Origin of the sequence: Bacillus sp. BS98, assembly GCF_008432245.1 — a bacterium.
Taxonomy (GTDB): Bacteria; Bacillota; Bacilli; order Bacillales; family Bacillaceae_G; genus Bacillus_A; species Bacillus_A toyonensis.
The window spans coordinates 2,791,947-2,815,451 of the sequence record NZ_CP043830.1 but is presented as its reverse complement, the minus strand read 5'-3'; the positions used below and the strand labels follow the sequence as shown (position 1 = coordinate 2,815,451).

Sequence of the window (23,505 nt, the reverse complement as noted above, 5' to 3'; positions counted from 1 at the left end):
AGTGTATAATCAATATGATAGAAATAAAAAAGGTGAGAGCTAGATGGAAGATACATTAAATAAAGTGCAGCCGATTTGGAATTGAATTTGGTTTCGGTATTTAGGGGCATTTTTAATTGTACAATTCATTTTTATTATTTGTGATGTTACTGAATGGAAACCAAACTTTAGACTGGGCGGAGAGTTTTTTAATAGAGTTTTACATTCTCAATTTTTCACGGAATGGTTCACACCATATAAAATCTCGCAATTGAATGTATTTACAATATTTTTTGCGATAACATTACTACCATATGCACTAGTAGGTGCAAGTAAAGATGTAATAGTAAAGAAAAATATACAGGAACAATAGAGGTGTCACATGCTTTTTCAAAAAGGAGATTTATTGGTTAGGTACGTAATAGAAGATGACGCACCTATCATGTCTAAATGGTTAACAGACCCAGAAGTTTTGCAGTATTACGAAGGACGCGATAATCCGCAATCTGTAGAAATGGTGCTTACTCATTTTATACATAATCCAAACAGCCATGAAAAAAGATGTTTAATAGAATTTGATGAAGTGCCGATCGGATACATTCAAATGTACCAAGTTGATTCTGAATGGAAAGCGTTATATGGATATGAAGAATCGCAAAATATATGGGGGATGGATCAATTTATCGGAGAACCGACCTTTTGGGGAAAGGGAATCGGAACAAAACTCGTTCAAGCAGCGATTACATATATTGTAGAGAACGTGGGGGCGGAAGCAATCGCAATGGATCCAAAAGTAAATAATGAACGTGCGATAAAGTGTTATGAAAAATGCGGATTTAAAAAAGTGAAGATTTTAAAGGAACATGAACTGCATGAGGGGAAATTAGAAGATTGTTGGATGATAGAATATAAACAACTATAGTGAATATCCAATGGCTTATACAAACAAAGGGGATGAGCGAAATGAAAAAAGCATTAATAGTAATTGATGTACAAGCAGGTATGTATACAGCAGGAATACCAGTACATAATGGGGAAAAGTTTTTAGAAACATTACAAGAACTCATTGGGGAATGTCGCTCAAATGATATTCCGGTTATGTATGTCCAACATAACGGGCCAAAAGATCACCCGTTAGAAAAAGGGACAGATGGCTGGGAGGTGCATGCGGCAATTGCACCAAAAGAGGGTGATAGTATCGTTGAAAAGACGACGCCAGATTCATTCCATAAAACAAACTTAAACGAAGTGTTACAAGAAAAAGGAATTGAACATGTTATTATTTCAGGCATGCAAACAGAGTACTGTGTGGATACGACAACGCGCAGAGCATGTAGTGAAGGGTATAAAGTAACGTTAGTAAGTGATGCACATAGTACATTTGATACAGATGTGTTACGTGCTGAAGATATTGTGAAGCATCATAACGTAGTGTTTGGAGCGTTTGCTGATGTTGTGACGTTAAAAGATTTGAAAGTGGCTGCCTCTAAATAAGAGGCAGTTTTTTATTTGAAGATAACATATCAAATATTGTTGGTAAGTCTATATAATTTCATGTACCGAAATGATAGTACAGAAAAAGGAGCCCACATGATTAAAAAGGGAGCTCCTTCATCAAGATGTTACTTCTTCTTATCTTTATCCAATACATTCTGTTCTTCAGCAAACTCCGTACCATATGCAAATCGGCGATTAATATGAATATTATCGTTGTGATGTCTTGTGTGTGAGTTAGAGAAGCGATGTACAATTACTTCTGATAATGTGAAAACAATCGCTGAAAGGATACTTCCCCATGCAATTTGCATGTAGTTGTCTAATAAAATATTACCGAAAATCCAAACGCTTAAATACGCTAATAAGAAATCTGTCATAATGGCACCAGTATTGCCAATGCGATTTAAAATAATTTTATCAACGAACATATAAGATACGATTGTCACAAAAAGACTGAATGAAATAATTTGGACGAACGTTGCAGGGAAAAATAAAGCTAGTCCGATACTAAATGCGATAATGCATGATATGAATTTGATAAGTACTACAGTAAAACCATTCAATAGTTACACCTCCGATTTATACATAGTTTTGCAATAAACTCAGGAGTTCATACATTGTAACTAATATATTTAAATAAAACTTTTTCATGTTCGAATTTATGTCTAAATATTAAAAAAATAACAAAAAAATGTTATAGTAAAATGAGAGTATATGACATTTTTAGGTAAGGGGTGAATCCAAATGTGGATTACTTCAGAAGTAGAAATTCCAGATGAGCTAATCGATCATCTTGAACAAGGAAAGTTAGTATTGTTTGTTGGAGCGGGAGTTTCTATGAAAGGGAAATCAAACTTACCGAATTTTGATGATTTAGTTGATGAAATTGCAAAAACTTTATATGTCGAAAAGCGTGAAATAACAGAACCTCATGATTATTATCTTGGTAAAATTGCGAAAACAAAAGATGTACATCAAGTTGCAAAAGACCTAGTTCATATAGAAACGTCAAAACCAAATCCGCTTCATTTTGCAATTCCGAGGTTGTTTCCTTTAGATACAGAAGTTCGCATTGTAACGACGAATTTTGATCGACATTTTACAACTGCGATGAACGAAATGAATAGAGAATTAAATGTTTATTATGCACCTGCTTTACCTACAGGTAGAGCGTTTAAAGGGCTTGCTTACATACATGGAAATATAGAACAAGAAAAGGAAGCTTTAATTTTAACAGATGGTGATTTTGGAAGGGCTTACTTAACGGAAGGATGGGCGAGAAGATTTTTAGTTGATTTATTCTCCAATTACACCGTTTTATTCGTTGGGTATAGCCATAATGACCCAGTAATGAAATATTTAGCAACTGGTTTACCACCAAGTACAAGGCGCTATGCATTTGTCGCACAAGGAGAAAATACGTATCACTGGGAACATTTAGGGATAAGGCCGATTGTGTATCCGAATAAATCAAATAATCACCAGTCCCTCGTCAAAGCGGTAAAACGCTGGGCGGAATTAATGGGGGATAATTATATTACAAAAAGAATGCGTATTCGTGACATTGTAACAGTGCCACCATCAGTAGAGCAGGAACAATTATCCTACATAAAACAGTCCATTAAAAAAATTGAAACTGTTCGATATTTTGTTGAATTTGCCCGAGATTATGAATGGGTGGAATGGCTTGAAGCAGAGGGGAAATTACGAAATTTATTTTTGCTTACGTCAACCTATGATGAAGTAGATGAATTGCTTGCAGAATGGTTGGTGGAACAATTTCTTTTTAGTCATCAGAAAGAATTATTTCAATTGATTTTTAAAAATCATTCTAAAATATCCCCGTTATTATGGAGAACAATTTGCAGCTATTTAAACGAGACGAAGATCAAAATGGACCCATTGTTGTTTGCAAGATGGACACTCCTTTTATTAGAAACAGCTGAAAAAGATAGTAAATCTATAGAAAAAATCTCTTACTTATTGCAAAAGTGTTCTTTTCCTGAGCATAAAGAAATTGCTTTATTGTTACTAACGTTTATTTTGGACGGAAAACTTAAGTTGAAGCGTGAAAGAAAGTTAGGAAATGATACGCAAGAATCCATTGAACTCGAGGAATCGAGTCGGTTACCGGTGTCTACATTTTCTCATGTGGAGCAAATTTGGAATGAGAAGATGAGACCGCATATTTCTTATTACGCAGTTCCCATTTTGATGATGGGATTAGAGAAGATGCGAATGTTGTCATTAAGACAAACGGCACTGAAAAAAAGAAATAAGGAAAATGTAGAAAAAGAGTTTCATCAAAATGACCTTGCATTTTTAATTCAAATTGTAAAAGAGTGTCTAATCTATTTATGTGAAAACAATGAGAAAAAAGCGAATTATTATATTACAGAAATGATAGAAGCAAATAGTTTGCTTCAAAAGCGAATTGCAATTGATGCGATGAATAAAAATTTATTTGTTAGCGTAGATGATAAAATGAAATGGTTGTTACAGGAAGGGCTTCTTTTAGATGTCACATATAAACATGAGGTGTTTCAACTTTTAAAAAATCATTACGCACATTCTTTAGAAAAAACAAAGGAAGAAGTCATTCAAACTGCAACGAAGCACCTTGCAGAGGAGAGGGCATTTGATGTTTGTTTAGTCTTAGATTTATTATTCACTTGTGATTCAAATAGTCCATCAACAGCACAAGGATACGAGCTAATGAAACAGAAACATCCGCATTTTCATTCTGTTCTATACAGTGTACCTAAAAAAAAGGCTATCGAACAAAGTATTACTTGTAATGTAACTGCCGATGGATTACTGCAGCTGAAAGACGATGAAATCATGAACCAAATTCGGCAATTTTCGAATGACGGTGTTTTTGAACAACGTCATTTTTTAGAGATGTTATCAAAGGCATGTAAATTGAATACAGAGTGGAGTATTTCATTTGCGTACCAATTAGTAGGCATGCATGAAATAAGTAACGAAGTGTGGTTTGTTTGTATTAGAGAGTGGCGAAATAACCGGAGACTGACAAATGGGCAAATCCAAAAAATTATTCCGCTGTTACAGAAATTTGTTAGAAACACTGCGTTTCATTGGTTAATTAGTAGTTTTCTATATGAGATTAGTAATCGATTAGAAGAGTTAGAGGAGAATAGTATACGGTTTGTAAAACGTTTTGCTTTTTCGGTATTTCCTCAAGTTATGAAAAGCGATACAGATTTTAAGATTGGAAAACAAGACTTTTATAATGAGTCGATTCAGCATCCTGTTGGAAAAATGACAGCTGTATTATTAAAACTGTTATCATATGATCATTTATACGATCGCAATGTGTATGAATATTTATTTTTATTTGAAGAACAAGTAAGAGTAAGTTCTGAACGGACAAACTTTATGTTTGCGCGTTTAATAGCAGATATTACATTTTTATATCATATTGAGAAACAATGGTGCCGAAAATATTTGTTACCTTACTTAGAATTAAAGAAAGAAAATGAGATTACGAAATATGCTTGGGCAGGTCTATGTTATACGCAAATAAATTTACCTTTATTTACTGAAATGAAGAGGTTTATTAAGTATGCAGTAGAGCATTTAGAAGTTTTACACCCGCATACGAGGGAAGCTTTCTTGAAGTGGCTTAGTTTTGTATTTATAAAATGTGTGCTGTATTGGGAACAAAAAACAGATTGGCTATATCCGTTGCTTATACGAGAAAATGAAGAGAATAAAATTAAATTTATGCAACATTTATGCTATTACGTTAAAACATTAAGTGTAAAAGAACAACAAAAATTTTGGACAGCTTGGCTCAGTATATTTTTACGAGAACGACCAAAAATGGGTGAGATAACAACGAGAGAATATGTAATGATTTTACGTATTATTTTATACATGGATGAGATTTTAGAAAAAGGATTACGTATTTTGTCGCGTACATTTATAGATGTAAATGGAGAATGTGCAGGAGAGGAAATGAAACAGTTATTTATTGAAATGCTTGAAAAGAAAGAGAGTATGAAAGCGTATAAAGAAATGTATGCAAATGTGTTTTTCACTTTACTGCAAACACGTCAGGAAGCTGATTTTCTTGAAAATGAAATCATACAAATAAAAAAACGATTAGCCCAGTTTGGAATAGAAAAACACGTATTAAACTTAATAGAAAATGAGATGATTCGCATCGGAATTGTAATGGGGAATTTACAAGAAGAAATATAGGACGAAAGTGGAATTTTAAAAAATATATAAAAAACATATTGACAGTGTTTTGAAAAGCGTTCTATAATACGAATCATACTTATTCAATTTCAAAAACATTTGAATAAACAAAGTGCAATGAAGAGATCACAGTAGTGGTTAGTCTTACTGTAACAGAGAGCTGGTGGTTGGTGTGAACCAGTACAGGGATAATCATGAATTACAGTCTTGGAGCATCTTTTTCGTAGTAAAGATAGGATTGTCTTTATGAAGAAAGAGCGGTCAATTGATCGTTAACAGTGAAGAGAGGTAGACGGAAAGTTAGTCTACAACTAGGGTGGTACCGCGATAAATATCGTCCCTACTGATTTATTCAGTAGGGACTTTTTGTATTTTAGTGGTCCAACTTGAAAATAAAATAGTCATGCATTGAAAGGAAAAGCAGTAGTTGTTGTTTCCCTGTAACAGAGAGCTGGTGGTTGGTGCGAACCAGTACAAAAACAAGAGCGAATTACAGTCCTGGAGCATCTTTTTCGTAGTAAAGATAGTATTGTCTTTATGAAGGGAAAGACGGTCACATTGATCGTTAACAAGGAAGAGAGGTAGACGAAAGAAGTCTACAACTAGGGTGGTACCGCGATAAATATCGTCCCTACTGATTGGATCAGTAGGGCTTTTTTGTACAAAAAAAGTGATTTTCAGCTAGTAGCTAGTGTCTTTGTGGTAATTATTAGTTTAAGATAAGAAGAGGTATCGATTCCACTTTAAATTTGTATAATTAACCAGTTCAGAAAATAGAGAATTTTTCATTCTCTTACTATACTTTTAAAACATTAGAGGAGGATTTCCAAATGGCAAATCATGAATTAGATCAATTACGTAAACAGGTAGATGAAATTAACTTACAACTATTACACCTTTTAAACAAACGTGGTGAAATCGTTCAAAAAATCGGGGAGCAAAAGCAAGTACAAGGTACGAAACGCTTTGATCCAGTACGTGAGCGTGAAGTACTTGATATGATCGCAGAGCACAACGAAGGACCATTCGAAACGTCAACAGTTCAACATATTTTCAAAACAATCTTCAAAGCTAGCTTAGAATTACAAGAAGATGATAACCGTAAGGCGTTATTAGTATCACGTAAAAAGAAACAAGAAAATACAATCGTTAATGTAAAAGGTGAATTGATTGGGGACGGAACACAAACGTTCATCATGGGGCCTTGTGCAGTAGAAAGCTTAGAGCAAGTTCGCCAAGTAGGGCAAGCTATGAAAGACCAAGGCTTAAAATTAATGCGCGGTGGTGCTTTCAAACCGAGAACATCTCCATATGATTTCCAAGGTTTAGGAGTAGAAGGGTTACAAATTTTACGCCAAGTAGCAGATGAGTTCGACTTAGCGATTATTAGTGAAATTTTAAATCCGAACGATGTTGAAATGGCATTAGAATACGTTGATGTAATTCAAGTTGGCGCACGTAACATGCAAAACTTCGATTTACTACGAGCTGTAGGTAAAGTTAATAAACCAGTATTACTAAAACGTGGATTAGCAGCAACAATTGATGAGTTCATTAATGCAGCAGAATACATTATTGCGCAAGGTAATGACCAAATTATTCTTTGTGAGCGCGGTATCCGCACATACGAAAGAGCAACACGTAACACATTAGACATTTCTGCAGTACCGATTTTAAAGAAAGAAACACATTTACCAGTTATCGTTGACGTAACACATTCAACTGGACGTAGAGATTTATTATTACCAACAGCGAAAGCGGCACTTGCTATTGGAGCTGATGCAGTAATGGCTGAAGTTCATCCAGATCCAGCAGTTGCATTATCAGATTCTGCACAACAAATGGACATTCCAGAATTCCATAGATTCATGGATGAGTTAAAAGGTTTCAAAAATAAATTATCTTAATTCCATATCATATATGCGCTGAAGAGGAAACAGTAGTGCTTATCTCACTGTTAAAGAGAGCTGATGGTCGGTGTGAATCAGTACAAAGATAAGCATGAATTACAGCCTTGGAGCATCTTTCCCGACAACTTTTGGAGGGGAGGACGGTCAAACGATCGTTAAAGAAGAAGAGAGGTAGACGATAGTTGTCTACAACTAGGGTGGTACCGCGATAAACATCGTCCCTACTGAGCGCTCAGTAGGGACTTTTTTGTACAAAAAAATAGTAAAGGGGCAAAAGAAATGAGATACATTACAGCTGGAGAATCACATGGTCCGCAGTTAACAGTTATTTTAGAAGGTGTACCGGCAGGTTTAACATTAACAGCGGAACATATTAATAAGGAATTATTAAGAAGACAAAAAGGACATGGGCGCGGAAGACGCATGCAAATTGAAACAGATACAGTTGAAATTGTAAGTGGTGTTCGTCACGGGATGACACTTGGCTCACCGATTACGTTAATCGTAAAAAATGATGATTTCAAACATTGGACGAAAGTAATGGGTGCAGACCCGATTTCAGAGCAAGAAAGTAAAGAAATGAAACGCACAATTACAAAACCACGTCCAGGACATGCAGATTTAAACGGAGCTATTAAATACGGTCATCGTGATATAAGAAACGTATTAGAGCGCTCATCTGCAAGAGAAACGACAGTTCGTGTAGCTGCTGGAGCAGTTGCGAAACAAATTTTGAAAGAGTTAGGTGTGGAAATTGCAGGGCATGTGCTTGAAATTGGTGGGGTGCAAGCGAAGCATATTTCCAACTTATCAATTGAAGAGATTCAAACGATAACTGAAAATTCACCTGTTCGATGTTTAGATAAAGAAGTAGAACAAGAGATGATGGATGCGATCGATAATGCAAAAAGTAGTGGAGATTCAATCGGTGGTATTGTCGAAGTCATTGCAGAAGGTATGCCAATTGGTGTTGGTAGTTACGTTCATTACGATCGTAAATTAGATGCAAAACTCGCTGGTGCTATTATGAGTATTAATGCATTTAAAGGTGCTGAAATTGGTGTTGGTTTTGAAGCGGCAAGACAGCCAGGAAGTAAAGTGCACGATGAAATCCTTTGGGATGAAGAAAAAGGATACACGAGAAAAACGAATAATGCCGGCGGTTTAGAAGGTGGTATGACAACGGGAATGCCGATTGTTGTAAGAGGTGTTATGAAGCCGATTCCTACATTATACAAACCGTTAGCAAGCGTTGATATTGATACGAAAGAAGCATTCCAAGCGAGTATTGAAAGATCTGATAGTTGCGCAGTACCAGCAGCAGGTGTAGTAGCTGAATCTGTTGTGGCATGGGAACTTGCAGATGCACTAGTCGAACAATTCGGAAAAGATCGTATGGAATTATTAAAGCAAAACATTACAGAACATAACAAATACGCAAAAGAATTTTAAAAAAGGTGGGTTTAACATGCAAGTAAAAGATCAACTATCATCCTTACAACCATATAAACCAGGTAAATCACCAGAACAAATGAAAGAAGTGTACGGAGATCATTCGTTTGTGAAATTAGCATCAAATGAAAATCCATTCGGTTGTTCGCCACGAGTGTTAGAAGAGTTGCAAAAATCGTGGTTAGAACATGCTTTATATCCTGACGGAGGTGCTACAACGCTCCGTCAAACAATTGCAGAGAAATTACAAGTCCAAATGGAACAAATACTTTGCGGTAGTGGTTTAGATGAGGTCATTCAAATAATAAGTCGCGCCGTACTTCGAGCTGGAGATAACATCGTAACGGCAGGTGCAACATTCCCACAGTACCGTCATCATGCAATTATTGAAGGTTGTGAAGTGAAAGAAGTTGCTTTAAATAACGGTGTATACGACTTAGATGAAATTTCGTCAGCAGTTGATAACAATACGAAAATCATTTGGCTTTGTAATCCGAACAACCCTACAGGCACATATGTGAATGAGCAAAAATTGACTCAGTTCATTGAAAGCATTAGTGAAAATACGTTAATTGTCATTGATGAAGCGTACTATGAATACGTAACAGCAAAAGATTTCCCTGAGACATTACCGCTTCTAGAAAAACATAACAACATTCTTGTACTTAGAACGTTTTCTAAAGCGTACGGATTAGCATCTTTCCGCGTTGGTTATGCGATTGGACAGGAAGAGTTAATCGAGAAATTAAATGTCGTACGTTTGCCATTTAACGTATCTTCATTAGCGCAAAAAGCAGCAACGATTGCTTTTAACGATGAAGCGTTTATTGAAGAAATTGTACGTGTTAATACAGAGGGAATACAACAATACGAAAGTTTTTGTAAGGAAAACGAATTTCCATTTTATCCGTCACAAACAAACTTCATCTTCTTACCGGTAGAGAATGGTGGAGAGATTTATGAAGCTTGTGCACACGCAGGGTTTATTATTCGTCCGTTCCCGAATGGTGTCCGTATTACAGTCGGCACAAGGGAGCAAAATGAAGGAGTGATTTCAGTGTTAAAACAACACTTTGAAAATAAGAAAAATAAGTCTCGAGATGAGGCAAATGTGTAAAAAGGTTGTATTAATTGGAACAGGCTTAATAGGAGGTTCTCTCGCATTAGCAATTAAGAAAGAGCACGATGTAACGATAACAGGTTATGACATATTTCAAGAGCAAGTAGAGCGTGCGAAAGAATTACACGTAGTAGATGAAGTAGCAGTAGATTTACAGCGTGCATGTGAAGAGGCACATTTAATTGTTTTTGCTTCTCCAGTTGAAGAAACGAAGAAGTTATTACACAAATTAGCGTCATTTCGTTTACGAGAAGATGTGATAGTGACCGATGTTGGTAGTACAAAAGGAACAATTATGAACGAAGCGGAAGCTTTATTTTCAAAGGAAATTTCTTTCATTGGTGGACATCCGATGGCAGGTTCTCATAAAACTGGGGTTGAAAGTGCAAAAGCACATTTATTTGAAAATGCATTTTACATTTTAACACCGATGAACCATGTGCCAAATGAACAAGTGGAAGAACTAAAAGGTTGGTTAAAGGGAACGGGGGCTCATTTTCTCGTTTTAAATACAGAAGAGCATGATTATGTAACAGGAATCGTTAGTCATTTTCCGCATCTTATCGCAGCAGGGTTAGTCAAGCAAGTGGAGAAACATGCAGGAGATAATCCGCTCATTCATCAGCTAGCTGCTGGCGGATTTAAAGACATTACACGCATTGCATCTAGTAGCCCGAAAATGTGGAGTGATATTGTAAAGCAAAATCGTGAGCATTTAATGGTATTATTAAAAGAGTGGATCTCTGAAATGGAAGAATTATATGATACTGTTTCTACTGGAGATGCAGGCGAGATTCAAAACTATTTTGCAGATGCGAAAGAATACCGTGATTCTTTACCAGTACGAAAAAGAGGGGCAATTCCTGCCTATCACGACTTATACGTCGATGTTTTAGATAAAGTAGGGGCATTGGCTCATATTACGAGTATTTTGGCGCGTGAAGAAATTAGTATTACGAACTTGCAAATATTAGAAGCGCGAGAAGGATTGCTTGGCGTATTACGCATTAGCTTCCAAAGAGAAGAAGATCGTATGAAAGCGAAACTAGCGCTTGGAGAAGAAGAATACCAAACTTATGAAACAATTTAAATGAGAAGGTGAAAACGTGAAAGAAAGAACGATACAACCTATAAATAGCGGATTGAACGGCAACATTACAATTCCAGGTGATAAGTCCATTTCACATCGTGCTGTTATGTTCGGCGCAATTGCAGAAGGAAAAACGACAATTAAAGGTTTCTTGCCCGGTGCAGACTGTTTAAGTACGATTTCGTGCTTTAAGGAAATGGGAGTAGAAATCACGCAAAATGGTGATGAAGTAACTGTAGTTGGAAAAGGAATTGAAGGCTTACAAGAACCGAAAGCTGTATTAGATGTTGGTAATTCTGGTACAACGATACGATTAATGTCAGGAATATTAGCAAATACACCATTTTTCTCTTGCGTACAAGGTGATGCGTCTATCGCAAAAAGACCGATGAAACGTGTTACAAATCCATTAAAACAAATGGGCGCAAAAATTGATGGCCGAGAAGAAGGAACGTTTACGCCGCTCACAATACGTGGCGGAGATTTAAAAGCAATTGAGTATATTTCTCCTGTTGCAAGTGCACAAGTAAAGTCAGCTATTTTACTTGCAGGTCTTCGGGCAGAAGGTGTAACAGCTGTTACAGAACCACATATTTCGCGTGATCACACGGAAAGAATGCTTGAAGCATTCGGTGTTAACGTAACTCGTGAGGGAAAAACAGTGAAACTTGCAGGTGGACAGAAGTTAACAGCGACAGACGTTCAAGTACCAGGTGACGTATCATCAGCAGCATTTTTCTTAGTAGCGGGAGCAATTATTCCAAATAGTAAACTAGTATTACAAAATGTAGGAATGAATCCAACTCGTACAGGTATTATTGATGTTTTAGAGACAATGGGTGCTACATTTACTGTAGAGCCGATTAACGAAGGGGCATCAGAACCAGCTGCAAACATTACGATTGAAACATCTTCATTAAAAGGAATTGAAATTGGTGGGGATATTATTCCAAGACTAATCGATGAAATTCCAGTTATCGCTTTAGCGGCAACACAAGCAGAAGGTATTACAGTTATTAAAGATGCACACGAGTTAAAAGTAAAAGAAACGAACCGTATTGATACAGTCGTTGCGGAGTTAACGAAACTAGGAGCTCGCATAGAAGCAACTGATGATGGCATGATTATATACGGAAAATCAGCTCTAAAAGGCAGTACAGTAAATAGTTACGGTGATCACCGCATCGGAATGATGCTTGCGATTGCTGGCTGTCTAGCAGAGGGAAAAACAACAATTGAAGATGCAGAAGCAGTAGGTGTATCATACCCTACATTCTTTGAAGAACTTCAAAAGTTAGCAAAATAAGGTGATGAGAAGCAGATACATTATGTATCTGCTTTTTTATGTTAGTTGTTGTAAAATCGATATTTTTTGTTGAAACGTCTGTGTAATTTCACTTACAGAACTACAATAGTAAGAATTATGATACAATTCAATCAGGGAATGGAGGAGAATTATATGAATGTCATACAATTACAAGAAGATAAATTTAGAGAAGCATTACGTTTATCAGAATACGCTTTTCAATATAAAGTAAATGAGGAACGATTGCAGCAGCAAATCACTCGAATGAAAGAAAGTCATGAAATATACGGCATTATGGAAGGGGAAGACTTAGCAGCAAAACTACATCTTATTCCATTTCATATATACATAGGAAAAGAAACATTTAAAATGGGCGGCGTTGCAGGGGTAGCGACGTATCCTGAGTATAGAAGAAGTGGGTATGTAAAAGAGCTACTTCAGCATTCTCTTCAAACGATGAAAAAAGATGGATATACAGTATCGATGTTACATCCATTTTCTGTTTCATTTTACCGTAAATACGGCTGGGAACTTTGTGCGGATCTTCTCGTATGTCATATGACTAAGAGCGATTTAGTTATGAAAAAACAAGTAAATGGCACCGTGAAACGTTTCAATAAGGAAAATCATCCAGAAGAAGTCGAGAAGCTATATGAAACCTTTGCAGAACGTGTTTCAGGTATGTTAGTTCGAGAGAAGAACTGGTGGTTACAAGTAGTTTATGATGATTTAGCATTAGCGATTTACTATGATGAAAATAAAACGGCAGCTGGTTACATGTTATATAAAATAGAAAACTATAAAATGACAGTAGAAGAATTTGTACCACTGCATAATGAAGCACGAAATGGTCTGTGGAACTTTATTTGCCAGCATGATTCTATGATTAAAGAACTTGAAATGACAGTAAGTGAAAACGAACCGTTGTTATATACATTGCAAGAGCCACGCGTGAAGACAGAAGTGAAACCATATTTTATGGGCAGAATTGTAGATGTAGAGCAGTTCTTAAAACAATATGAATTTAACTGGAACGATGTACAGCAAGAAGTGATCTTACATATTACAGATTCATTTGCTCCGTGGAATAACGTAGTAGTGAGACTTGCAAATCATGAATTAACAATTGTAGAAGAAGCAACGGAAAAAGGAATCAAACTGGATATAAATGCACTATCGACAATAATGTTTGGATACAAACGTCCATTAGAACTAAACGAACTTGAATTAATTAGCGGAAGCGAAGAGGCAATGCGGTCATTTGAGAATTTAGTACCAGTGCGTAAGCCGTTTATTTATGATTTCTTTTAATTAATACACTGTGCAATGTGTCATTAAAAAAGTACTATAATGAAAAACAGTTATTATAGTACTTTTCTATTAATAGAATGAAAGCATTATTTTAGGAGGGGAAATAGAATGATTAGGCAAGCTGTAGGCGCAATCATATTCCAAAATAGTGAATTTTTATTGGTACATAAGGTAAAAATAAGCGATATAGAAGGAGAATACAATTTGTCAAAGGGGGAGTGGGATTTTCCTAAAGGCGGATTAAAACATACAGATAATGACTTAGAAAGTGCTATATTGAGAGAGCTTGAAGAAGAAACCGGTTCAAAAAAGTTTATAGTTATGAAACAAATGGAAGATAAAATTTGCTTTGAGTTTCCTGAAGAATTAAAAGTGAAAACTGGATTTGAAAAACAAGAAACAACTATGTTTTATGTAGAATATATAGGTGATAGAACAGATTTGAATCCAAAAGATAATGAAATAAGTCAAGTTCAATTTTTTAAAACACAAGATATATTGAGCATTTTAAGTCACGATGATACAAAGAATTTTTTTGAAGTGTTAATTCAAAAAATGCATTGAAATCTAAGTGAGTGTGTTATTTGAAAATGCTACATTTGCGTAGTCACACACTTGACTTTTAATCCATCTAATTTATAATTAAAAACGGAATGAATTTTCATTCCTGAAAATTGAGGTGAGAAAAATGGCTAAAAATAAACAAGAAGACATTTTTGAAGCAGCTATACAACTATTCGCAGAGCGTGGTTACGATGGTACGACAATTCCGATGATCGCTGAAAAAGCCAATGTCGGCGCTGGTACGATTTATCGCTATTTTGAAAATAAAGAGGCACTCGTTAACTCATTATTTTCAAAAAGTATGTTGCAACTATCTGAAATGATAAAAACAGATTTTCCTGTTGAAGCAAATATTCGTGAACAGTTTAGTCATACGTACAACCGTTTATTTGAATTTGCGAGAAACAATGTGGATGCTTTTCTTTTTACAAATTCTCACTGTGATAGTTATTTTCTTGATGAACAGAGTAAGAAAATATTTGACGATTTTATAGGCTTCTTTATGAATATTATAGAAGATGGAATCGCAAAAGGGTTTCTCCGTCCATTGCCTCCAGTTGCATTAATTATCATTGTATACCAACCGCTAGAAAAATTAACTAAAGTAATGGCAACGGGGCAATTAGAATACTCAAAAGAATTAGTAAAAGAATTGGAAGAAAGCTCTTGGAATGCTATTAGAATCATTTGATTCTATAGCTTTATAAGGACAGGAATGAACATTCATTCCGTTAAAGGTAATTTAATAGAGTGATAGGAATGAATGTTCATTCCGAACTTAACATGAAACGCTAAAAACGGGAGATGATTCAAATGAGCAAGTTAAAAAGTTGGAGAAGTTTATCTTTTCTATTATGGATAGTTATTACTATTACAATGGTCGTAACGATGCCTAATATGGATAAACTAGTGAAGGAAAAAGGGAAAATTACAATCCCTAATACAGAACAAAGCAGTATTGCTGACAAGATGATCAAAGAAATGGATAAAGAAGGAGTTGAAAAATACGAAGTTATCGCCGTATTTAATAGTGACAATAAAACAGCTTTAACTACTGAGCAAAAAGAGGAAATAACAAAAACAATCAACGCTTTGCAAAATGAAAAAGAGCAATTAGGAATTAAGGAAGTTGTTTCACATTTAGATAATAAAGAATTGGAGAAACAATTAGTTTCTAAAGATAATACGACTATTTTAACGCAAATATCAATAGATAAAAAGCATGGTGAAATATCAAAAGTTGCAAATAATCTTCATAAAAAAGTGCAAACGAAAGGAGTAAAAACGTACTTAACAGGAAGTGACTTAATAGCGGGTGATTTTCTTACATCCTCTCAAGAGGGAGTGAAAAAGACTGAAGTTATTTCAATTATTTTCATTCTTATAGTATTAATCATTGTATTCCGTTCACCAATTGTTCCAATTGTTTCTCTTCTTACAGTTGGTATATCGTATTTAGTTTCAATGGGTATTATTGCTCATCTTGTAGATCAATTTAATTTTCCGTTTTCTAACTTTACGCAAGTGTTTGTAGTTGTCGTACTGTTTGGAGTAGGAACAGATTACAACATTTTATTATATACGAGGTTTAAAGAAGAATTAAGTAAACAAGAAAATGCATTTTTGGCCACGAAAGAAACATTTAAATCGGCAGGTAAAACCGTTTTATATAGCGGGATAGCGGTGCTAATTGGTTTTGCATCACTTGCTTTAGCGAGTTTTAAATTATATCAATCTACTTCAGCGGTAGCAATTGGTGTTTTAGTATTACTACTCGTAATAACCACTTTAAATCCATTTTTTATGGTGCTTTTAGGAAAAGGAATGTTTTATCCAGTTAAAACATTTAAAGGTCATGAGGATAGCCGTTTATGGGGATTCTTTGCTAAAAATTCAGTAGCAAGACCATTTGTTGCTTTAATCATCGTATTCGTGATATCGATTCCTTTCGTATTAAAATACTCTAATACACTGAATTACAATGATTTGTTTGAAGTGGATAATAAGTATGAATCAAAAATGGGTATTAATGTGATAGAAGAACATTTTCCACCAGGATTTTCTTCACCAAGTACGTTAGTGATTCAATCTAACAAAAAATTAGATGAAGGAACGTCTCTACAAACTTTAGATGAATTAACTGATAAAATTTCGAAAGTTAAAGGTGTTTCAGAAGTATATGCACCGACGCGTCCAACTGGTGATAAGATAAAAGAATTATATTTAAATAAACAAGCGGGAGAACTAAATACTGGTTTAGGCGATGCCAATGGTGGCATAAAGGAAATTAATGATGGCTTAACGGATGCGAAAGATAAAATGGGTAGTAATGACTCAAATAGTCTTGCAAATGTTCAAAAGTTAATTGATGGAACGAACGAAGCGAAAAATGGAGTATCAGCATTAGGAACAGCTTTAAATCAATTATCCATTGGCATAAACGAAGGTGCACAAGGAGCGCAGCAAATTGAGAGTGGGTTAACTTCAGTAAATGAAAATATAAATGTCCTATCGGGTGCAACGTCACAGCTTCATGCTGGTTATGCACAGTTAGAAAAGGGTTTAAGTTCTTACGATCAATACTTCGGAAGTATTTCTCAAGCGATTGACGGTGCGAAAAAAGGATATGAACAAATTGAAGTGTTAATGACTAATTTCATTCAAACGAAACCAGAAGTAGCAAATGATCCTAATGTACAGCAAACGATAGGAATTGCGAAGGAAGCTCAAAAGCAATTAAGTGGACTTTCAAAAGAATTAAATCAATTAGCAGTGCAACATAAAGCTGCGGTGAATTCATTTAAAGAAGCGAATCAATCATTACTGAAAGTAGATAACGGCATAAAGGAAATGAATAATGGCGTTACCAAGTTACAAAAAGGAGCTGCCGGACTAAAAACTGGATTAAACGAAGGAGCTACAGGTTCAAAACAAATTGCAAACAAATCATCTGAGCTACAATCCGGCTTAACAAAAATAAATGATGGGCAAGGGCAGCTTTTAACTGGATTGAAAGACCTGCAAGAAAAGATGGGGCAATTACAATCCGGCTTATCTAAAAGTACAGAAGGGCTTGGAAAAGTAAGTAACGGCCTAGGGGATGCTCAGAAATATTTAGGCGAGCTTAATGAGTCAAAAAGCTCTGAGAAATTTTATATTCCTAAAGAAGTGTTAGCGGGAGAAGATTTCCAAAAAGCATTGAATACGTACATGTCACATGATAGAAAGACTGCTAAAATGACAATCATTTTAGACGTAAATCCGTATTCAAAAGAAGCGATGCCAATCATTCAAGAAATTAATAAAACGATAGATGGTACGCTAAATGGTACTGAATTAAAAACGGCGAAAAAAGCGATCGGCGGGACAACAGCTAGAAATGTTGATTTAAAAGAAGTAACCGGGCAAGATTTCTTGCGTACAGCTACGATTATGTTGATTGGAATTGCGATTGTATTAATCGTAATTACACGCTCATTACTAAACACAATATTTATTATTGGCTCATTACTATTAGCGTACTTTGCATCACTTGGTATAAGCGAACAAATTAGTGCACATGTATTACATGTAGATTTATTAAGCTGGAATGTTCCATTCTTTAGCTTCATTATGATTGTCGCTTTAGGAGTGGATTATAGTATTTTCGTAATGATGCGCTATAACGAGATAGAAGGGGATTCGGTAACGAAAATTGTAACTGCATCTCGTCATATAGGAGGAGTTGTATTATCAGCGGCGCTAATTTTAGGCGGGACATTTGCCGCATTAATTCCATCAGGTGTATTGACACTTATACAAGTAGCATCAGTTGTTGGCGTTGCACTATTACTATTAGCTTTAATCGTGATACCGATATTGTTACCTGCTTTAATAGGATTAACGAGTAAATTGAAGAGTTATAAAGAGAAAATAATAAATACGAAATAAGAAAAAAATTAAAAATAGGAAATTAATCCAATGTATTACAGAGTGAGAATCGATAAAAACTATCCGATTTCATTGTAGAAAGGTAATCAACCGTTGCTATTCATCCAGCTTCTACTATATAATAGCTATAGTCTACAATAATTGAGTCGTAATATGCGATTTTTTAAGACAATCGGTGAGAAAACGCTGAAATAAGCGGTATTAGTAGGAGGACACAAATGATTACAGTAAGTAACGTTAGTTTGCGTTTCGCGGATCGCAAATTGTTTGAAGATGTTAACATAAAATTCACGCCAGGTAATTGCTACGGTTTAATTGGAGCAAACGGTGCTGGTAAATCAACATTTCTAAAGATTTTATCTGGAGAAATCGAACCATCAACAGGTGACATACATATTACGCCAGGTGAGCGTCTAGCAGTATTAAAACAGAACCACTTCGAATATGAAGAGTTCCCAGTATTAGAAACAGTAATTATGGGTCACACGCAACTTTATAAAGTAATGCAAGAGAAAAATGCTATTTACATGAAAGAAGACTTTAGTGATGAAGATGGTATGCGTGCTGCTGAACTTGAAGGTGAGTTCGCTGAGCTTAACGGTTGGGAAGCTGAGTCAGAAGCTGCAATCTTACTAAAAGGACTTGGTATTGGTGAAGATCTTCATGATAAGAAATTGTCAGAATTAACTGGGGCAGAGAAAGTAAAAGTATTACTTGCTCAAGCTTTATTCGGTAAACCTGACATTCTATTACTAGATGAGCCTACCAACCACTTGGACTTAAAAGCGATTCAATGGTTAGAGAACTTCTTAATGAACTTTGAAAATACAGTAATCGTTGTATCCCATGACCGTCACTTCTTAAATAAAGTTTGTACGCACATGGCTGATCTTGATTTCGGTAAAATTCAACTTTATGTTGGTAACTATGACTTCTGGTATGAGTCAAGCCAATTAGCTTTAAAATTAACACAAGATGCTAATAAGAAAAAAGAAGAGAAAGTAAAAGAGTTACAAAACTTCATTGCACGCTTTAGCTCAAACGCATCTAAAGCGAAACAAGCCACTTCTCGTAAAAAATTATTAGATAAAATTACATTGGATGATATTAGACCATCATCACGTCGTTATCCATTCGTTGGTTTCACACCTGAGCGTGAAATAGGAAATGACTTATTAACTGTTGAAGGACTTTCTAAAACAATTGATGGCGAAAAAGTGTTAGATAATGTGTACTTCACTTTAAATAAAGGTGATAAAGTTGCATTTATCGGTCGTAACGATATTGCGATGACAACATTATTTAAAATCCTTATGGGTGAAATGGAGCCAGATAGCGGTTCATTCAAATGGGGTGTTACAACATCTCAATCGTATTTCCCAAGAGATAACTCTAAATACTTTGAGAACAGTGACTTCAACTTAGTTGATTGGTTACGCCAATTCTCTCCACAAGATGAGTCAGAGAGCTTCTTACGTGGTTTCTTAGGCCGTATGTTATTCTCAGGTGAAGAAGTTAAGAAGAACGTTTCTGTATTATCTGGAGGCGAAAAAGTTCGTTGTATGTTATCTAAAATGATGTTAAGTGGTGCGAATGTAATCACACTTGACGATCCGACGAACCATTTAGATCTTGAGTCTATCACTGCATTAAACAACGGTTTAATTGCATTCAAAGGTACAATGTTATTCACATCTCATGACCATCAGTTCGTACAAACAATTGCAAACCGCATTATCGAAGTAACACCAAACGGTGTAATCGATAAAGAGGCAACTTACGATGAGTACTTAGAAAATGAAGAACTTCAAAAACAAGTAGATGCAATGTATAAAGGTCAATAATATATGATGAAAACCCCTGCTCTTTGTTAGAGCGGGGGTTTTGTTGAAAAGAGATGAAGACTAAGGTATTAAATGAATAATTATTCAAATATAATATTAACGGTGGTAAGAAATTGTAATGTTATGATTGCATAGTTTTTTGGCACATAGATGAGATTTAATGTGTATAGGATTGAAGGAGTTAATTGTAACAGGAGAAGTGTAGTTTGAGTAATAAGGTCAAACTACACTTTTTTGTTATGTGAAAAATGTACCAAAAATGGAGATAGATTAGTTTGCGAAGTAGTGAATAAAGGTTTATAGTATGTGGAGTCATAAGTAGTGGATGGAACTTGGGAGAAAACAGGAAATGTTACAAATTAATTTTGTTAAATAGAAACCAAGGTCACAATGTTTAAAAAGAAATAGTTGAATAAATAAAAGCTTCAATTTATAATTACTAATATTCTTCATGTAGTTAAACAAATAAAATCTATTTGAAGAAGAAAATTAAATACAGAGACGGACTTATAAAAAATAAGCCTTGGATGATTAAAAGAGGTGGAGAGATGAAACAGTTTTTATTAAAGAGCAAAAGTGTGTTAAGTAATCATTTTGGATTCTTTCTGTTTGCCGTTATTTTATTATGGCTCAAAACATATACAGCCTATGTAACGGAATTTAATTTAGGAATTTCAAACACAATCCAAAAATTCTTGCTGTTTTTTAACCCGCTTAGTTCAGCAGTTCTATTTTTAGGACTTGCATTATTTGCAAAAGGGAAACGATCTTATATTTGGGTAATTATTATTAATTTGTTATTGTCGATACTTTTATACGCAAACGTAGTATATTATCGCTTTTTCAGTGATTTTATTACGTTCCCGACATTAACACAAACGAATAACTTTGGTGATTTAGGTGGTAGTATTTTCGCGTTACTACACTTATATGATCCACTATATTTCTTAGATACAATCATTTTAATTGTTTTAGTCGCAACAAAATTTGCAAACCCAAAACCTATTCGTGTTGCGAAACATAAACTATCACTAGTATTTGTAGCAGGTATTTTATTATTCAGTGTGAACCTAGGGCTTGCAGAATCTGATCGTCCTGAATTATTGACAAGAACATTTGACCGTAATTATATTGTGAAATATTTAGGGGCATACAACTATACGATTTATGATGGTATTCAAAGTGCGAAAGCATCAACAGAACGAGCGTTAGCTGATGGAGATAATATGACAGAAGTTAGAAATTATCTTGCATCAACATATGCAAGTCCAAATCCTGAATACTTCGGTAAAGGAAAAGGAATGAACGTAATTTATATTCATTTAGAGTCATTCCAAAACTTTTTAATCGATTATAAATTAAATGGGCAAGAAGTTACACCATTTCTAAATTCATTTACAAAAGATGCGAATACGTTATACTTTGATAACTTCTTCCATCAAACAGGACAAGGTAAAACATCTGATGCGGAGTTCATGTTAGAAAACTCAATGTACGGATTACCACAAGGATCTGTTTTTACAAATAAGGCTCATAACACGTATCAATCAGCACCAGCTATTTTAGGACAACAAGGATACACATCAGCGGTATTCCACGGTAACTATAAAACATTCTGGAACCGCGACGATATTTATAAATCATTTGGTTTTAACAAATTCTTTGATGCGTCATACTATGATATGAACGAAAAAGACGTAGTAAACTATGGCTTAAAAGATAAACCGTTCTTTAATGAATCAATTCCATTATTACAAACGTTAAAACAACCGTTCTATACGAAGTTCATTACGTTATCAAACCATTTCCCTTATCCTATTGATAAAGCGGAAGCAACAATTGAACCAGCGACTACAGGTGATTCATCAGTAGATACGTATTTCCAAACAGCACGATATTTAGATGAGTCTGTAAAAGGGTTCATTGATTACTTGAAACAATCTGGCTTATACGATAACTCGATTATCGTTATGTATGGTGACCATTACGGTATTTCAGATAACCATAATGCAGCAATGTCACAAGTAATGGGTAAAGAAATGAACTCATTTGAAAATGCACAGTTACAACGTGTACCATTAATAGTTCGTGTACCAGGAGTGAAAGGTGGCGTACAACATCAATATGGCGGTGAAATTGACGTTCTTCCTACGTTATTACACTTACTAGGTACAGATACGAAAAATTATGTTCAATTCGGTTCAGATTTATTATCACCAGATCATAAACAAGTTGTTCCATTCCGTAACGGTAATTATGTAAGCCCAACAGTTACGGCATTGAACGGAAAATATTATGATACAACAACTGGAAAACCTGTAGAATTAACAGATGAAATAAAACAAAATGAACAAATGGTTCAAAAATCACTAAAATACTCTGACCAAGTCGTAAATGGTGACTTATTACGATTCTACACACCAGAAGGCTTCACTCCAGTAGATCGTTCGAAGTATAACTATAACCATCGTGATAAAAATAAAACGAAGGTAAAAACGACTGAAGACGGGGAAGCTAAATAAATATGAAAAAGCGCTACTCATATGAGTAGCGCTTTTGTTTGTAACTATAATTACATTAACATTACATAGTACCATCTTTAGTTTTTTGTTTCATCTTTCCGAAGAATACCACACCGATGATGATAATAATGATGAATGCCCATTTTATGAAAGGATTACTTTCGAAAAATCCAGCGAACCATTTCTCATCTACAATCATTTTTGCAGCAGTATAAGCTAAAACAGCTGCTCCAATCGTAATGATGACAGGGAAACGGTCAACCCATTTTAAAATTAATGTACTGCCCCATACGACTACTGGAATAGACACTAATAATCCGATGATTACTAAAGAAAAATTACCATGCGCAGCTCCCGCAACAGCGAGTACATTATCAATTCCCATTAATGCATCCGCTATAATAATGGTTTTAATAGCAGACCAAAATCCTTCTTCAGCTTTAATATCATGATTTTTACCCTCAGCAATTAATTTGTAAGCAATCCATATGAGGAGTACACCACCAATTAGAAGTAATCCTGGTATTTTTAATAACCAAACGACAATTAAGGTAGCGAGGGCTCTAATAGCGATAGCCCCGACAGTTCCCCATATAATAACTTTCTTTTGTTGATCTTTCGGTAATCGCCTTGCTGCTAATCCAATTACGATGGCATTATCTCCAGCTAACACTAGATCAATTACAATAATGGCAAGCAAGGCTGACAAATATTCAGATGAAAGAAAATCCATATACATATCACTCCTTATGA

17 protein-coding genes and 3 other annotated features are annotated in these 23,505 nt (G+C 35.1%); of the genes, 15 read left to right on the top strand and 2 right to left on the bottom strand.

From position 1 onward, the window contains the following. Positions 1–85: 85 nt before the first annotated feature. Genes F0362_RS14615 through F0362_RS14605 form a run of 3 tightly spaced genes read left to right on the top strand, consistent with a single transcriptional unit; the run spans position 86 to position 1,473 of the window. Positions 86–352, top strand: coding sequence for a YfzA family protein (locus tag F0362_RS14615; protein ID WP_225988035.1), 267 nt, complete (start codon positions 86–88; stop codon positions 350–352). 9 nt (positions 353–361) lie between these two features. Continuing rightward, positions 362–901, top strand: coding sequence for a GNAT family N-acetyltransferase (locus F0362_RS14610; RefSeq protein WP_000898791.1), 540 nt, complete (start codon positions 362–364; stop codon positions 899–901). Between the two features lie 41 nt (positions 902–942). Next, positions 943–1,473, top strand: coding sequence for a cysteine hydrolase family protein (locus tag F0362_RS14605; protein ID WP_000709520.1), 531 nt, complete (start codon positions 943–945; stop codon positions 1,471–1,473). A gap of 128 nt (positions 1,474–1,601) precedes the next feature. Here F0362_RS14605 and F0362_RS14600 read toward each other — a convergent pair whose 3' ends face one another. Next, positions 1,602–2,039, bottom strand: a complete 438-nt coding sequence (locus tag F0362_RS14600; RefSeq protein ID WP_001013100.1) for a YndM family protein — start codon at positions 2,037–2,039, stop codon at positions 1,602–1,604. A 181-nt stretch (positions 2,040–2,220) separates the two neighbouring features. Between F0362_RS14600 and F0362_RS14595 the strand changes: the two genes are divergently transcribed. The 12 genes from F0362_RS14595 to F0362_RS14540 all read left to right on the top strand — a co-directional run bounded on the left by F0362_RS14595 (position 2,221) and on the right by F0362_RS14540 (position 22,752). After that, positions 2,221–5,703: a DUF4020 domain-containing protein gene (locus F0362_RS14595; RefSeq protein ID WP_000265201.1), complete on the top strand. Its 3,483-nt coding sequence runs from the start codon at positions 2,221–2,223 to the stop codon at positions 5,701–5,703. Between the two features lie 108 nt (positions 5,704–5,811). After that, positions 5,812–6,048 (top strand) — a binding site (T-box leader). 54 nt (positions 6,049–6,102) lie between these two features. Beyond that, positions 6,103–6,339, top strand: a binding site (T-box leader). A 194-nt stretch (positions 6,340–6,533) separates the two neighbouring features. Beyond that, positions 6,534–7,610: a bifunctional 3-deoxy-7-phosphoheptulonate synthase/chorismate mutase gene (locus tag F0362_RS14590; RefSeq protein ID WP_001273577.1), complete on the top strand. Its 1,077-nt coding sequence runs from the start codon at positions 6,534–6,536 to the stop codon at positions 7,608–7,610. A gap of 9 nt (positions 7,611–7,619) precedes the next feature. Then, positions 7,620–7,839: a binding site (T-box leader), on the top strand. Between the two features lie 53 nt (positions 7,840–7,892). Next, positions 7,893–9,065: a chorismate synthase gene (gene aroC / locus F0362_RS14585; protein ID WP_001269419.1), complete on the top strand. Its 1,173-nt coding sequence runs from the start codon at positions 7,893–7,895 to the stop codon at positions 9,063–9,065. Between the two features lie 16 nt (positions 9,066–9,081). Next, complete coding sequence (hisC, locus tag F0362_RS14580; RefSeq protein WP_001197267.1) at positions 9,082–10,182, top strand: histidinol-phosphate transaminase; 1,101 nt, start codon at positions 9,082–9,084, stop codon at positions 10,180–10,182. Continuing rightward, the gene (tyrA, locus tag F0362_RS14575) at positions 10,175–11,275 is read left to right on the top strand and encodes a prephenate dehydrogenase (protein WP_149889847.1); all 1,101 of its coding nucleotides are present in this window, start codon (positions 10,175–10,177) and stop codon (positions 11,273–11,275) included. Before hisC ends, tyrA begins: the two co-directional genes overlap by 8 nt. Before the next feature lie 16 nt (positions 11,276–11,291). Then, positions 11,292–12,581: a 3-phosphoshikimate 1-carboxyvinyltransferase gene (aroA, locus tag F0362_RS14570; RefSeq protein WP_000664599.1), complete on the top strand. Its 1,290-nt coding sequence runs from the start codon at positions 11,292–11,294 to the stop codon at positions 12,579–12,581. Positions 12,582–12,734: 153 nt separating this feature from the next. Beyond that, positions 12,735–13,892, top strand: coding sequence for a GNAT family N-acetyltransferase (gene eis / locus F0362_RS14565; RefSeq protein ID WP_001100940.1), 1,158 nt, complete (start codon positions 12,735–12,737; stop codon positions 13,890–13,892). 108 nt (positions 13,893–14,000) lie between these two features. Then, positions 14,001–14,456, top strand: coding sequence for an NUDIX domain-containing protein (locus F0362_RS14560; RefSeq protein ID WP_000620963.1), 456 nt, complete (start codon positions 14,001–14,003; stop codon positions 14,454–14,456). A 124-nt stretch (positions 14,457–14,580) separates the two neighbouring features. Continuing rightward, complete coding sequence (locus F0362_RS14555; protein WP_001107311.1) at positions 14,581–15,147, top strand: TetR/AcrR family transcriptional regulator; 567 nt, start codon at positions 14,581–14,583, stop codon at positions 15,145–15,147. A 122-nt stretch (positions 15,148–15,269) separates the two neighbouring features. Further along, positions 15,270–18,386, top strand: a complete 3,117-nt coding sequence (locus tag F0362_RS14550; protein WP_000040292.1) for an MMPL family transporter — start codon at positions 15,270–15,272, stop codon at positions 18,384–18,386. Positions 18,387–18,604: 218 nt separating this feature from the next. Further along, positions 18,605–20,230: an ABC-F family ATP-binding cassette domain-containing protein gene (locus F0362_RS14545; protein WP_000633859.1), complete on the top strand. Its 1,626-nt coding sequence runs from the start codon at positions 18,605–18,607 to the stop codon at positions 20,228–20,230. A 548-nt stretch (positions 20,231–20,778) separates the two neighbouring features. After that, on the top strand, positions 20,779–22,752 hold the full coding sequence (locus F0362_RS14540; RefSeq protein WP_000808783.1) for a lipoteichoic acid synthase: 1,974 nt from the start codon (positions 20,779–20,781) through the stop codon (positions 22,750–22,752). A gap of 61 nt (positions 22,753–22,813) precedes the next feature. On the opposite strand, the gene F0362_RS14535 is transcribed toward F0362_RS14540, so the two are convergent. Beyond that, positions 22,814–23,485, bottom strand: coding sequence for a TerC family protein (locus F0362_RS14535; protein WP_000346960.1), 672 nt, complete (start codon positions 23,483–23,485; stop codon positions 22,814–22,816). Between the last annotated feature and the right edge of the window lie 20 nt (positions 23,486–23,505).

Excerpts from the sequence above, each read along its gene's own strand:
- aroC (WP_001269419.1), top strand. The coding sequence starts at position 7,893 with ATGAGATACATTACAGCTGGAGAATCACATGGTCCGCAGTTAACAGTT.
- F0362_RS14535 (WP_000346960.1), bottom strand. The coding sequence starts at position 23,485 with ATGGATTTTCTTTCATCTGAATATTTGTCAGCCTTGCTTGCCATTATT.
- F0362_RS14550 (WP_000040292.1), top strand. The coding sequence starts at position 15,270 with ATGAGCAAGTTAAAAAGTTGGAGAAGTTTATCTTTTCTATTATGGATA.
- F0362_RS14610 (WP_000898791.1), top strand. The coding sequence starts at position 362 with ATGCTTTTTCAAAAAGGAGATTTATTGGTTAGGTACGTAATAGAAGAT.
- tyrA (WP_149889847.1), top strand. The coding sequence starts at position 10,175 with ATGTGTAAAAAGGTTGTATTAATTGGAACAGGCTTAATAGGAGGTTCT.
- F0362_RS14545 (WP_000633859.1), top strand. The coding sequence starts at position 18,605 with ATGATTACAGTAAGTAACGTTAGTTTGCGTTTCGCGGATCGCAAATTG.
- F0362_RS14590 (WP_001273577.1), top strand. The coding sequence starts at position 6,534 with ATGGCAAATCATGAATTAGATCAATTACGTAAACAGGTAGATGAAATT.
- eis (WP_001100940.1), top strand. The coding sequence starts at position 12,735 with ATGAATGTCATACAATTACAAGAAGATAAATTTAGAGAAGCATTACGT.
- F0362_RS14595 (WP_000265201.1), top strand. The coding sequence starts at position 2,221 with ATGTGGATTACTTCAGAAGTAGAAATTCCAGATGAGCTAATCGATCAT.
- F0362_RS14605 (WP_000709520.1), top strand. The coding sequence starts at position 943 with ATGAAAAAAGCATTAATAGTAATTGATGTACAAGCAGGTATGTATACA.
- hisC (WP_001197267.1), top strand. The coding sequence starts at position 9,082 with ATGCAAGTAAAAGATCAACTATCATCCTTACAACCATATAAACCAGGT.
- F0362_RS14560 (WP_000620963.1), top strand. The coding sequence starts at position 14,001 with ATGATTAGGCAAGCTGTAGGCGCAATCATATTCCAAAATAGTGAATTT.
- F0362_RS14540 (WP_000808783.1), top strand. The coding sequence starts at position 20,779 with ATGAAACAGTTTTTATTAAAGAGCAAAAGTGTGTTAAGTAATCATTTT.
- F0362_RS14555 (WP_001107311.1), top strand. The coding sequence starts at position 14,581 with ATGGCTAAAAATAAACAAGAAGACATTTTTGAAGCAGCTATACAACTA.